The organism is Reyranella sp. (genome assembly GCF_965229815.1).
Classification (GTDB): Bacteria; Pseudomonadota; Alphaproteobacteria; order Reyranellales; family Reyranellaceae; genus Reyranella.
In genome coordinates, this window is record NZ_CBDDJN010000006.1 from 343,089 (window position 1) to 355,286 (window position 12,198).

The window sequence follows — 12,198 nt, forward strand, 5'->3', positions numbered from 1 at the left end:
CCCGCAAGGCTCCCGGATGAGAGTCAGTTTAGTAAGTGCGACAGGAGGAATAGTATGGTTTCAAGGAAAGTAAGCCGTCGTCGTTTCGTTGCGGGAACTGCAGCCGCATCGACGGTGATGGTTGCCGCACCGTTCGTACGCGGCGCGTATGCGGCCGGCAAGCTCTCGCTCGGATTCTGGGATCACTGGGTTCCCGGCGCCAACAAGGCGACCGAAGCGCTCGTGAAGGAATGGGCCGACAAGGAGAAGGTCGAGGTCACGCTCGACTTCATCACCTCGCAGGGCAACAAGCTCCTGCTGACCACCGCCGCCGAATCGCAGGCCAAGTCCGGCCACGACGTTCTCGCCTTCTCGACCTGGCTGCCCTCGCGCTACTCCGAGCAGCTCGTCCCCATGAACGACATCATGGAGCCGCTCATCAAGGAGAACGGCGCCGTCAACGGCACGGTCGAGTATCTCGGCAACCTCAAGGGCAAGTGGCTCGCGGTGCCGGCGACGGTCGGCAGCCAGATCAAGGGGCCGTGCTCGCGCATCGACCTCATGAAGCAGCTCGCCGGCATCGACGTGCAGGCGATGTATCCGGCCGGCGCCGCCCCCAAGGCCGACGCCTGGACGCTCGACGCCTTCCTGAAGGCGGCGGAAGCCTGCAACAAGGGCGGCCATGCCTTCGGCCTCGGCCTCGGCACGACGTCGGACTCGGTGGACACCGCGGGCGCCATCTTCCACAGCTTCGGCGCCGAGCTCGTGAACGCCAAGGGCGACATCACCGTCAAGTCGGACAATGTCCGCAAGGCGCTCGACTACTACAAGAAGCTGATGTCGTTCCTGCCGGAAGATGCGCCGGCCTGGGACGACGCCTCGAACAACAAGTGGCTGGTGTCGGGCAAGGGTGCGCTGATCTGCAACCCGCCGTCGGCCTGGGCGGTCGCCAAGCGCGACGCGCCGAAGGTCGCCGAGCAGTGCTGGACGCACGGCTTCCCCGCCGGCCCGGCCGGCCGCTTCGGTCCGTTCCTGCCGTACTTCTGGGGCGTCTGGAACTTCAGCAAGAACCAGCCGGCGGCCAAGAGCCTGCTGACCTTCCTCAGCCAGGCCACGTCGGCCGAGAAGATGGTCCAGGCGAGCGCCGGCTACGACCTGCCGTCGTTCGAGAAGCTGACCACCTTCAAGACCTGGGCCGAGGAAGCGCCGCCGAAGGGCACGCTCTACCACTATCCCAACCCGCACAACCACCAGAAGCTCTCGATCGCCGCAGCGCCCGCGCCGCACAAGATCGCCGAGCAGATCTACACCCAGGGCATCATGACCCAGATGGTCGTCCGCCACGGCAAGGGCGAGGCCATGGAGAAGACGCTCGACTGGGCGTCGCAGGAGATCGAAGGCTTCATGCGCAACTAGGCGCGCACAACAAGAACAAGGTCGAGGGGCGCCGCCGGGAGGCGGCGCCCATTCGGCTCGGTAAAAGGGACTGAGAACGCCCGGAGAGTACAATGGCAGACATCGCCGCCAGAGGGGCCGTCAGGGCCACAGGCGACAATCGGAGCAGCCTCCACAAATTGATGCAGCGCAAGTCGACCATCGCCTTCCTGATGGCCCTGCCGCTCATCCTCCTCATCCTCGTCCTGGTAGCCTATCCGGCGGGCTACGCGGTCTACCTGGCGATGCTCAACAAGGGCATGACCCGGTTCGTGGGCTACGACAACTTCACCTTCCTGTTCGGTCGCGAGACCTTCTGGATGGTCGTCTACCAGTCCTGCCTGTTCGCCATCACCGCCGTGATCTTCAAGGCGATCATCGGCTTCGTGGTCGCGCACTTCGTGCACAACATTCCGACCAAGGGCCAGCGCAAGTGGCGCGGCATGCTCCTGGTGCCGTGGGTCATCCCGCCGGCGATGAGCACGCTCGCCTGGCTGTGGCTGTTCGACCCGTCCTACAGCGCCTTCAACTGGATCCTGAACAACCTCGGCTTCGACAGCATCCCGTGGGTGGGCGAGACCGGGTGGGCGCGCTTCTCGGTCATCCTGGTCAACGTCTGGATCGGCTCGCCGTTCTTCATGATCATGTACCTCGCGGCGCTGAAGTCCGTGCCCGAGCAGCTCTACGAGGCGGCCTCGATCGACGGCGCCACCTGGTGGCAGCGCATCTGGTACGTGACCCTGCCGATGATGCGCAACATCATCGCCATCACCGCGCTGTTCTCGCTGATCGTGACCTTCGCGAACTTCGACATCGTGCGCGTGCTGACCAAGGGCGATCCGCTGAACACCACGCACGTCTTCGCCACCTGGGCGTTCCGCGTCGGCATCGAGAGCGGCGACATCCCGCTCGGCGCCTCCGTGTCGCTGTTCATGGTGCCGATCCTGGCGGTCGCCGCGACCTTCATCCTGCGCGACATCACCAAGCGGGGGAGTGAAGTCTAATGGCAAACGCCACAGTCGCTTCCCCCACGGCCACGACCATCGCGGGCCAGAAGTACGGCAGCATGAGCCGCGACCGGCGCTGGGCACTGCGCTGGTCCTACTTCTTCCTCGTGCTGTTCGCGATCTTCTTCCTGATGCCGCCGGTGTACATGCTGATCACCTCGCTCAAGTCGAGCCAGGAGATCTCGGCGGCGACCAACCCGTGGTGGGTCAACTCGCCGACGCTCAGCAACTACATCGAGCTGCTGACGCAGAACCAGTACCTGATCTTCTTCCGGAACTCGGCGATCGTCGCGGTCCTCACCGTGATCATCACGATGGCGATCAGCGTCATCGCGGCCTTCGCGCTGGCGCGCATGAAGTTCTGGGGATCGGCGACGCTCGCCACCGGCGTGTTCCTCACCTACCTGATCCCCGAGACCCTGCTGTTCATCCCGCTGTTCAAGATGTTCGCCTGGGTCAACGAGACGATGGGCATCCAGCTGATGAACCACTGGTGGACGCTCATCATCCTCTATCCGACGCTGACCGTGCCGTTCTGCACCTGGATCATGATCGGCTACTTCGCGTCGATCCCCAAGGAGCTCGACGAGGCGGCGCTGATCGACGGCGCGACCTGGACGCAGACGCTCACCAAGATCTTCATCCCGGTGGCGCTGCCCGGCATCATCGCCGCGACGATCTTCTGCTTCACGGTGGCCTGGGCGCAGTTCCTCTATCCGCTCGCCTTCACCACGTCGACGACGGAGCTGGTCCTGCCGGTCGGCATCGTGACGACGCTGATCAAGGGCGACGTCTTCAACTGGGGGCAGATCATGACCGGCGCCTTGCTCGGCGCGGCGCCGCCGCTCATCATCTACGCCTTCCTTATGGACTACTACATCGCAGGCCTGACGGCCGGCGCGACGAAGGGCTGAGGGTTACCGACGATGGCACAGGTTACGTTGCGTAAAGTCATCAAGAAGTACGACGAGGTCCTGGCGGTGCGGGGCATCGACCTCGACATCACCGACAAGGAGTTCATCGTCCTCGTCGGGCCCTCCGGCTGCGGCAAGAGCACGACCCTGCGCATGATCGCCGGGCTCGAGGAGATCTCGGGCGGCGACATCGCGATCGGCGGCGACGTCGTCAACGACGTGCCGCCGAAGGACCGGGACATCGCCATGGTGTTCCAGAACTACGCGCTCTACCCGCACATGAACGTGTACGAGAACATGTCGTTCGGGCTGAAGCTGAAGCGCACGCCCAAGGACGAGATCGACCGGCGCGTGAAGCAGGCGGCGCAGATCCTCGACATCACCGAGTTGCTCGACCGCAAGCCCAAGCAGCTCTCGGGCGGCCAGCGCCAGCGCGTCGCCATGGGCCGCGCCATCGTGCGCGATCCCAAGGTCTTCCTGTTCGACGAGCCGCTCTCGAACCTCGACGCCAAGCTGCGCGTGCAGATGCGCACCGAGATCAAGAAGGTGCACCAGAAGGTGCGCACCACCACCGTCTACGTGACCCACGACCAGATCGAGGCCATGACGCTGGCCGACCGGGTGGTGGTGATGAACGCCGGCCTGATCGAGCAGGTCGGGTCGCCCAACGACCTGTACCACTCGCCGGCCACCAAGTTCGTCGCGGGCTTCATCGGCTCGCCGGCCATGAACTTCATCCCCTGCCAGCTCGAGCAGGCGGCGGGCGCGCTCCGCGTGCGCCTGAGCGACAAGCTGGGCTTCCCGGTCCCCGCGGACCGCACCGCGCGCTACACGCCCTATGTCGGCAAGCCCAACCTCGTGCTCGGCCTCCGGCCCGAGCACATCTTCGAGACCCGCCCGCACATCGAGCCGAACCAGCACGATTTCGACATGTCGATCGACGTGGTCGAGCCGATGGGCATGGAGACGCTGGTCTATTTCACGATCTCGGGCGTCGAGGTCTGCGGCCGCGTCAACCCCAACGCCGGGGCGTCGACCGACAAGCCCATGAAGCTGCGGGCGGACCTCAGCAACATGCATCTGATCGACGACAGCACGGGCAAAGTGCTTTAATTGACAGCGGCGAGCTTCTCGGCTCGCCGCTGTCATCCCGAGGCCGGAAGGCCGAGGGACCTTTGCAAAGCAACGAAAGGTCCCTCGCTGCGCTCGGGATGACGGGGAGCCAGTTTCAAGGAGAATCGAATGGCTGCGTTGACGGGCAAGGTCGCCTGGGTGACCGGTGCCGGCTCGGGTATTGGCCAGGCGGCGGCGATCGCGCTTGCGAAGGAGGGGGCCACGGTGGTCCTGACGGGGCGGCGCAAGGGGCCTCTCGACCAGACCGCCGCCATGATCAAGAAGGCGGGCGGCAAGTCGGAGGTCAAGGCGGGCGACCTCATGAAGGCCGCGGTCGTGACCCGCATCGCCAAAGGCATCGAGAAGGCCTACGGCCGCTGCGACATCCTGGTCAACAATGCCGGCCTCAACATCCTCGAGCGCAAGTGGAGCCAGCTCACCCCGGCCAGCGCCGAGACGGTGATCGACGGCAACCTCGCCAGCGCCTTCTACTGCGTCACCGCCGTGCTGCCGATGATGCGCAAGCGCAAGGACGGCGTGCTGATCCACACCTCGTCGATGGCCGGCCGCTATCCCAGCATCCTGAGCGGCGCCGCCTACTCGGCGGCCAAGCACGGCGTCGTGGCGATGAGCCACACGATCAACATGGAGGAGTGCGTCAACGGCATCCGATCCTGCGCGGTCTGCCCCGGCGAGGTGGCGACGCCCATCCTCGACAAGCGGCCGGTGCCCATCACCAAGGCCGAGCGGGCGCGCATGGCCCAGTCGGAGGATGTCGGCGACCTGATCCGCTATATCGCCTGCCTGCCGGCGCACGTCGTGATCAACGAGGTCATGATCAACCCGACCTGGAACCGCGGCTACGTCGCTGCCCTGCAGCGCGCCAAGTCCTGACATGACGTTCACCATCAAGGCGAAGGCGCTCGAGGCCTTCGTCGCGGACATCTTCGCCACCGCAGGATGCTCCAGGGAGGAAGGCGACCGCATCGGCCGCTACCTGGTCAGCGCCAACCTGTCGGGCCACGACAGCCACGGCGTGGTGCGCGTGCCGCGCTACGCCGAGCAGAAGAAGGCCGGCACCGTGGTCGCCGACGTGACGGTCGACGTGCTGGTCGACACGCCGGTGATCGCCGTCGTCGACGGCAAGTACGGCTTCGGCCAGACGGTGACGCCGCAGGCCGTGCGCATCGGCATCGACAAGGGCCGCCGCAACGGCCTCTCGGCCGTGACCCTGCGCAACGCCGGCCATGTCGGCCGCGTCGGCGACTGGGCCGAGATGGCGGCCGAGGCCGGGCTCGTGTCGGTCCATTTCGTCAACGCCTCGGGCAGCGTGCTGGTGGCGCCCTTCGCCGGCGTCGAGCGCCGGTTCTCGACCGCGCCCTATTGCGTGGGCGTGCCGCGGCCGGGCCAGGCGCCGCTGGTGCTCGACTTCGCCACCTCGGTCGTGGCCGAGGGCAAGGTGCTGGTGGCGAGCCAGGGCGGCAAGAAGGTGCCGGACGGCGCGCTGATCGGCCCGGACGGGCAGCCCAGCAGCGATCCGCACCTGCTCTACGGCGACTACACGCCGACCGGCCCGCGCCAGCACAGCAAGGGCACCGGCGCGATCCGCGCCTTCGGCGACCACAAGGGTTCGGGCCTCGCCTTCATGTGCGAGATCCTGGGCGGCGCGCTCTCGGGCACCGGCGCCACCGATCCCGACCGCGGCCGCTTCGCCAACGGCATGCTGTCCTTCTACGTCGATCCCAAGGTCTTCGATCCCGTCGGCTTCTTCCCGCGCGACGTCGCCAAGTACGTCGACTTCGTGAAGAGCTCGCGGCCGGCGGCCTCGGGCGGCGAGGTCCTGGTGCCGGGCGAGCCGGAGGCGCGCACGCGCGCCCAGCGCCTGGCCGACGGCGTGCCGCTGCCCGACGACACCTGGGCCGCCATCGTCGAGACCGCCCGCTCGGTCGGGCTCGACGAGCGCCGCATCCAGCAGGCGACGGCGTAAGGGCGAGGGCGGGCGCCAGATTCCTGGCGCTCTCGTCTTCCTGCCGGGGGCGCGACACTAAAGCTGATGAGTTGAAGTCGGTTCCGTCGTCCCGACCGGAGCCGAGCGTAGCGAGGCGGAGCGGAGGGACCTTCTCTCCACGACAAGCCGCTTATCGTGGAGAGAAGGTCCCTCCGCTCCGCGCTTCGCGCTCCGGTCGGGACGACGGAGCCAACGCCATTACGCTCTATCGGCGGAGGTTACTCCGCCTGAAGTGGAGCGCCCCCAGCAATGAGTCGACCGAACGCCCTAGCGCCCCGGCCGCTTGCGCAGCCGGTCGATCGCGCCGGCGACCGGATCGACGAAGGCCTGGGTGGCGACATAGTCGTCGTGCAGCAGGCGGCGCAGCGCCTCCAGCCGGGCGCTGTTCGCCACCATGCCGGTCGCGACCTCGAGCTGGGGCAGGTCCATGTCCCACAGGCGCACGACCATCACCGCGTAGCCGAGGTCGAGGGCGTGGTCGATCTCGGTGCGCAGGTCGGCGACCAGCCGCTCGTCGCTCCAGTCGGGATGGCGCAGTACCTGGCCCGTGAAGCCGATCCACTTGAAGCGCGGCTGCTTCTGCGGCGCCGGGCCCAGCGCCGCCGTGCCGGGCTCGTTGGTGCCCCAGTGCAGCGAGCCGTAGACCATGGCCCAGTCGAAATCGTGCATCAGCCAGACCGTGCGGTCGGGAGCGGCCTCGCGCTCCAGCCGCTCGATGGCGTGCTGCCAGGCGCTGTCGAGCCCGCGCAGCGGGGCGAGGCTCCAGACGTTGTAGGCGAACAGCGCCACCGACAGGCCGCCCAGCGCCGCCAGCCCGCGCCCGCCCCAGCGGTCGCGCGCCGCGACCAGCACCAGGGCCCAGGCCACGGTCAGCCAGCCCATGACGTTGATCTGCATCTGCGGATCCTGCGGCTGGGAATAGAGGTTGAAGACGCAGCCCGCGACGAAGGTGACGCCGAACACCGCGGCCAGCGCGCGCGCTCGCGGGTCCTGCCGGGCGCGCCAGAGCATCGGCACGGCCACGACGGCCACCGCCACCATCCAGACCGTGGCGGTGTAGCGCCAGATGTCCCAGCCCGGGAGGCCGGGGATCGCCGCCACGCCGGCGCCCAGCAGGTAGGCCACCATGCCGTCCCACAGGTAGCCGACCTTGGCCCAGGTGAAGCCGGCCCACACCGAGCGCACGGCCTTGCCGGTCCAGATCAGCTCGAACGCCCCGACCGACTTGTCGTGGCCCTGCCAGGCCCAGGCGACGACGGCGGCGGTCGCGACCAGGGCGGCCAGGAACAGCGCGATCCAGCCGAGGCGCCGCGCCGGGCGGGGCTCGCAGAGCCACAGCGCCGCCAGCAGGGCGGGCAGGCTGGGGAACATCAGCCGCCATTCCATCAGCCAGGCCAGCGAGAACAGCACCGAGACGGCGATCACGCGCAGCGCCGTCGGCCGCGCCAGCCAGACGCTGCCCAGCGCCAGGGCGGCGAACAGCACCGCGTAGCTCGCCATGATGTCCTCGTTGATGATCGCGAGGAACATCACGAAGCTCGAGGCGAGGTGGAACAGCGCGGCCAGCAGCGCCACCCGCCGGTCGCCGGTGACGGTGCGGACCAGCAGGTAGACCGCGGCGAGGCAGAGGCTGCAGCTCACCGCGTTCAGGATGGTCATCTGCCGCCGCGGATCGCCCGCGAACACGCCCATCAGGTCGAGCAGCCGGCAGAGCGCGCCGTAGAGCGGATACCAGAGATAGTTCGATGGATAGAGCGGCGCGGTGGCCGGGTCCGTCACCCAGGGCCGGAGCTCCAGGCTCTTGAACACGCCGTTGCCGGTCAGCCCGCCCTGGGCATTGTCGAACCAGACGATCAGTCCGATCAGCAGCGCGCTGCCGCCCAGCACCAGCAGGGCGAGATCGGCGAGGGTGGCGGCGGGAGACGGCGGTTGGCGCGGGGAAGAGTCGGCGAGGACCAGGGACGTCACGGCGGGGCGGAGCTTCGGCCAGAACGGCCCGGCGTGCAATGCGGCACCTTGCGGACCGTCGGGTCGCGGACCATCGCCGCGCGGGCCGTGGCGGAGGCGGTTCGTCTGCTGCTACCGTTCGGGTCGTCTGCATCGGAAGGAAAGCACCGAGGACCATGGACGCGTGGTCGCCCCTGGACGCCGTGCGCGCCTGGAAGGGATTCGACCGCTGGCGGGGGCGATGGCCGGGGGCCGGCGACCGGCCGCGCGTCTTCGCCTTCGGCTCGTGCCGCGTCCACGACCCTCTGGCGGCCGCCCACCGGATGGGCACGGTCGATCCGCTCGCCCGCCACATCCGCGCCCCCTGGCCGATCTTCGTCCACGACATACGCGAGACGCTGCAGCTCGCGCGGCTGCTGGCGGGCGAGGCCGTGCTGCCCGACGACATCGCGCCCTTCGTGTTCCGCGGCGGCTGGCGGCCGCCGCCCCGTCCCGCGCTGCTGGCCGCCGCCGGCTGCGTGGTCGTCGAGGTGTGCACCGACCGGCACTACGGGGCGATGGGCCATGCGCTCAACATCAACGAGATCCATCGCCAGATCGTCGAGCCGGCCGGCGAGGCGGGCACGGCCTGGTGGGCCGACGCCCACGCCGGCCACGCGCCGGCCGCCGCCGTCGTCGAGGCCGCCGAGCAGGCGCTGCGCCGGTCCGGGCGGCTGACGCCGATGCACGAACGCCTGCTGCGCGAGATCGTGCTCGTCACCCTCTCGGCGGCCGAGATCGCCGACGGTCTCGCCGAGCTGCATCGCCGGCTTGCCATCCCGATCCTGGTCGTGCCGCACGTCGCCGTCCGTCTTCCCGACGGCACCCTGCTGGCCGAGCGCGTCGCCCACATCGAAAAGGTGATCGAGGCTGCGCGGCAGGCGGGGATGCCGGTGCTCAACCCGCGGTCCTTCGTCGGCCGGGACGGCCAGTCGCGGGCGATGGGCGACCGCGGACGGGACTTCCATCACTACGCCACGGACTACCTGCCGGTGGTCGGGAGTGAGATTGTGCTAGCTATCGTCTGCGCGCTCGACTTTTGATCGAGCAGGCGGAAGATGATGCAAAAGCGAGAGTGCAAGCACCTCTGCCGATTGAGCCAAATCCTACACCTGCTTCCTACGGTGATAAGCTCAAGTCCCTTCGCGGGAATGACTAGGTTTCCGATTCTTGACGTGCAGGATGTCAACAGCACGCAGCTCCCGATGACGTCACGAGTGAAGCTTGGCGCCGCTAGCGCAAGCGCAATTCCTTGCCAACTCTCACCAAGAATCCCTGCTTTTTCAGGACGATATCGATGTCGCCATCTTGAAGGTCGACATCGGGACCGCCGAGGTCGCGTGCCTCGGATACAAGGCGCTCCCTGGAGAACGTCGCACCTTCCTCTGTGGTCAAGGATAAGGCTGCAACCTCCAAAAGAGTGATTATTGCTTCGAGATCCCTTCCCGAGATGACCTTATTGGTTTCGCGCGCGCGTCGCCCCGATTCGTAAGAGTAGCGTTGCTCAGCAACGTCGAAATCGTATGACATTGGCTTGGCCTCCCGCCGTTCATCCCTTGATGACCTGCTAAGCAGATCGGTCGCGGTCTTGTCCATAGTCCGTAACGTCGGTGTCTGTTTGCCGGCCGGTCGTCGCCCGCGCGGCAACCGGTGCTGGTCACGAGCTTCCTTACCCAGCTCTGCAACAGCGTCCCAGTGATTGGCTTTGAGGAGAGCAAGGAGCTTCTCGCCAGGGAGTGTGCCTCCAAGGGCAGCGGCCCGACGCATTCCTTCCGCCAAGATCTCGTGCTTGTCCGTGAGAACGTCGGCGACCTGCTGTCGTTGCTTCTCGCACAGTGCGGCCACGACCATCATACCGGACCTCGGGCCGAGCGCGCAGTCGAACACCTCGGGCCTATAGATGACGCGCAGGTTTCGCGCTGCGCCTAGACGGCGAAGTGGAAGCGGATGATGATCAAACAGAAAGAACTTCTTCTCGGGATAGCGTCCCACAAACTTGACTAGCGCCTCGGCTTCTTGGACGAATGACGCGGGCGCGAACATGAGGTCGACGAAGAATACCAAGTCGGCCCTGAGTACTTCTGGAAACGCTTCAAGGTTAAGCCACGCCTTGTGGTCCCGGGTCCGCTGCGGATCAACGACCGTGTTGACCTTGAATGTCTCAATCCGGGCGAGATTGCGACGGACCTGCTCGGTGATCAAATGGCCGTCTGCATCGGCGTGTCCGATGACTACGACGTTCTGAGTCATGGCAGGCACCCGAGCTGTTGAGCCATGACGAGAGGCACAACCATCGACACCTTTGCTTTGGCACGGTTGTCGTCACCGCCAAGAGACCCTTTTCGGCCTTCGATCGACCGTTCCCAAAGCTTGTCGAACGTGGCCGCTGGTAGAGACTCCAGCTCGATATGAGCGAGATTGGCCTTTACCGTAGGAGTGCCGGTTTTCGGATCATTGTCCAATGGAACGCCCACAAAAATCTCCAAGGCCGTGATCGGTGCGCGCCTGGTCGTGGGAAACTCAACGTAAGGCCCGAGTACAAGCGCTTCAGATGGGCAAGTTCCTGAGCCAAAGGGAATCTGCCTCGCGATATGCATGGTCACCATCTGCTGTGGTGGCGGAGGGGCGAGCATGCCCGTTGTGACGGACCATTGCGCATGATCTCTTAGACCGAGCATGACGCGCGCCGCTTCTTCCAGGTCGCTAATCCCCGGGAGAAGGATGGTGGCGGCGCTGACTTCAGGATCGCTGACAAGCATTTCGACCTTGGTGGCGAGATCGGCTGCGGCGCGGACTGCCCCTCGTCCTGTGGGGACAGAAACAATGCGCTGCGGATGGTCGCCATAGCGAGCCGCGAGAAAGCGGGCAAACATGCAGCCGACAGCTGGCTTGCGACGCCAGTCGAGATAGTCGCTTTCGGTCGACATCCGCCGTGATGCCTCCCCCAAGCTGCGGATACTATACTCAACATATCATATGCATTTATGCTGCGACAACTATATGTTGTGGTTGTCTACATGCTTCATGCATTGTTGTCTGCGCGCCCCTGTGCCGCACCGTGACCTCCCCGTGGCAAGAAATCGTTCAACCGGCCGGCGCGATCGGGTCGACGTACATGGCCGAGCGGCCGTGCCACGGAAAGACCCGCCCGACGGCGCGGGGCTCGAGTTGGGGGAGGGCGGCCACCGCCTCCGGCGACATCTCGAACTCGACCCAGCGTTCGGGCTTGCTGATCAGCATGCGGGCGCGCGCAGCCGGCAGGCCGATCGTTTTCCAGTCCCAGCGCAGCTGTTCGCCCACCGGGTAGCCCCTCTCTGAGCCAGAATGATCAACGCCTTCACCGCGTGCAGGATGGCGGCCTTGAGTGCGGGATGCTCTGTCCCGGTTCTCAATCGGACGATAGGCGACGATTCCCAGCTCGATACTAGACGGCGAACGATAGCGGAACTCTTCCCGAGATTTGCCCCAGCTTTTCGGTCCGTCGTGGTCCCTCCGGGACCAATTGTGCACGGTGCGACGCTGGTCGGCGATGGGCGAAAAGTGCTGATTTCAAGGGAGTTTCGGCTGGCGCTCCCTACGGGATTCGAACCCGTGTTTCAGCCTTGAGAGGGCCGCGTCCTGGGCCTCTAGACGAAGGGAGCGGAGGCCGGAGGGGACTGATAGTCGAAGGGCCGCGGGGGCGCAAGCCCGGCCGGCGCGGCCATTTGGCGGTGACCGGGGGGCCCGCGGGCCGTAAGCTCGCCCCCTTCGCCCGGAG

Annotated in this window: 11 protein-coding genes and 1 tRNA gene; 7 read left to right on the top strand and 5 right to left on the bottom strand. The window is 66.5% G+C overall.

Annotated elements, in window-relative coordinates:
- Positions 1 to 54 precede the first annotated feature (54 nt).
- The 6 genes from ACO073_RS12960 (at position 55) to ACO073_RS12985 (ending at position 6,434) form a co-directional block, all read left to right on the top strand.
- Entirely contained in the window at positions 55 to 1,395 is a 1,341-nt protein-coding gene (locus ACO073_RS12960; protein WP_421997853.1) for an ABC transporter substrate-binding protein, read from the top strand.
- A gap of 92 nt (positions 1,396 to 1,487) precedes the next feature.
- Positions 1,488 to 2,417: a carbohydrate ABC transporter permease gene (locus ACO073_RS12965; protein WP_421997854.1), complete on the top strand. Its 930-nt coding sequence runs from the start codon at positions 1,488 to 1,490 to the stop codon at positions 2,415 to 2,417.
- Positions 2,417 to 3,334 (top strand): carbohydrate ABC transporter permease, encoded by a 918-nt coding sequence (locus ACO073_RS12970; protein ID WP_421997856.1) that lies wholly within the window; start codon positions 2,417 to 2,419, stop codon positions 3,332 to 3,334. Before ACO073_RS12965 ends, ACO073_RS12970 begins: the two co-directional genes overlap by 1 nt.
- A 12-nt stretch (positions 3,335 to 3,346) precedes the next feature.
- On the top strand, positions 3,347 to 4,447 hold the full coding sequence (locus ACO073_RS12975; protein WP_421997857.1) for an ABC transporter ATP-binding protein: 1,101 nt from the start codon (positions 3,347 to 3,349) through the stop codon (positions 4,445 to 4,447).
- A gap of 129 nt (positions 4,448 to 4,576) precedes the next feature.
- Positions 4,577 to 5,341, top strand: a complete 765-nt coding sequence (locus ACO073_RS12980) for an SDR family oxidoreductase (RefSeq protein WP_421997858.1) — start codon at positions 4,577 to 4,579, stop codon at positions 5,339 to 5,341.
- Between the two features lies 1 nt (position 5,342).
- On the top strand, positions 5,343 to 6,434 hold the full coding sequence (locus ACO073_RS12985) for a malate/lactate/ureidoglycolate dehydrogenase (protein WP_421997859.1): 1,092 nt from the start codon (positions 5,343 to 5,345) through the stop codon (positions 6,432 to 6,434).
- A gap of 288 nt (positions 6,435 to 6,722) precedes the next feature.
- On the opposite strand, the gene ACO073_RS12990 is transcribed toward ACO073_RS12985, so the two are convergent.
- Positions 6,723 to 8,423 (bottom strand): hypothetical protein, encoded by a 1,701-nt coding sequence (locus ACO073_RS12990; protein ID WP_421997861.1) that lies wholly within the window; start codon positions 8,421 to 8,423, stop codon positions 6,723 to 6,725.
- Between the two features lie 155 nt (positions 8,424 to 8,578).
- Here ACO073_RS12990 and ACO073_RS12995 point away from each other — a divergent pair, with 155 nt between their 5' ends.
- Positions 8,579 to 9,484, top strand: a complete 906-nt coding sequence (locus tag ACO073_RS12995; protein WP_421997862.1) for a hypothetical protein — start codon at positions 8,579 to 8,581, stop codon at positions 9,482 to 9,484.
- A gap of 190 nt (positions 9,485 to 9,674) precedes the next feature.
- Here ACO073_RS12995 and ACO073_RS13000 read toward each other — a convergent pair whose 3' ends face one another.
- From ACO073_RS13000 to ACO073_RS13015, 4 genes are all read right to left on the bottom strand, one after another.
- Positions 9,675 to 10,691 (bottom strand): hypothetical protein, encoded by a 1,017-nt coding sequence (locus tag ACO073_RS13000; RefSeq protein ID WP_421997863.1) that lies wholly within the window; start codon positions 10,689 to 10,691, stop codon positions 9,675 to 9,677.
- Positions 10,688 to 11,368, bottom strand: a complete 681-nt coding sequence (locus tag ACO073_RS13005; RefSeq protein WP_421997864.1) for a hypothetical protein — start codon at positions 11,366 to 11,368, stop codon at positions 10,688 to 10,690. The genes ACO073_RS13000 and ACO073_RS13005 overlap by 4 nt, the downstream gene beginning before the upstream one ends.
- Before the next feature lie 157 nt (positions 11,369 to 11,525).
- A complete protein-coding gene (locus tag ACO073_RS13010; RefSeq protein ID WP_421997865.1) occupies positions 11,526 to 11,741 on the bottom strand; it encodes a hypothetical protein in 216 nt (71 codons plus the stop codon).
- Between the two features lie 265 nt (positions 11,742 to 12,006).
- Positions 12,007 to 12,082, bottom strand: a tRNA-Glu gene (locus tag ACO073_RS13015).
- Between the last annotated feature and the right edge of the window lie 116 nt (positions 12,083 to 12,198).

Bases quoted from the DNA above. Each gene is read 5' to 3' on its own strand.
- ACO073_RS12960 (WP_421997853.1), top strand. From the start codon at position 55: ATGGTTTCAAGGAAAGTAAGCCGTCGTCGTTTCGTTGCGGGAACTGCA.
- ACO073_RS12965 (WP_421997854.1), top strand. From the start codon at position 1,488: ATGGCAGACATCGCCGCCAGAGGGGCCGTCAGGGCCACAGGCGACAAT.
- ACO073_RS12970 (WP_421997856.1), top strand. From the start codon at position 2,417: ATGGCAAACGCCACAGTCGCTTCCCCCACGGCCACGACCATCGCGGGC.
- ACO073_RS12975 (WP_421997857.1), top strand. From the start codon at position 3,347: ATGGCACAGGTTACGTTGCGTAAAGTCATCAAGAAGTACGACGAGGTC.
- ACO073_RS12980 (WP_421997858.1), top strand. From the start codon at position 4,577: ATGGCTGCGTTGACGGGCAAGGTCGCCTGGGTGACCGGTGCCGGCTCG.
- ACO073_RS12985 (WP_421997859.1), top strand. From the start codon at position 5,343: ATGACGTTCACCATCAAGGCGAAGGCGCTCGAGGCCTTCGTCGCGGAC.
- ACO073_RS12995 (WP_421997862.1), top strand. From the start codon at position 8,579: ATGGACGCGTGGTCGCCCCTGGACGCCGTGCGCGCCTGGAAGGGATTC.
- ACO073_RS13000 (WP_421997863.1), bottom strand. From the start codon at position 10,691: ATGACTCAGAACGTCGTAGTCATCGGACACGCCGATGCAGACGGCCAT.
- ACO073_RS13005 (WP_421997864.1), bottom strand. From the start codon at position 11,368: ATGTCGACCGAAAGCGACTATCTCGACTGGCGTCGCAAGCCAGCTGTC.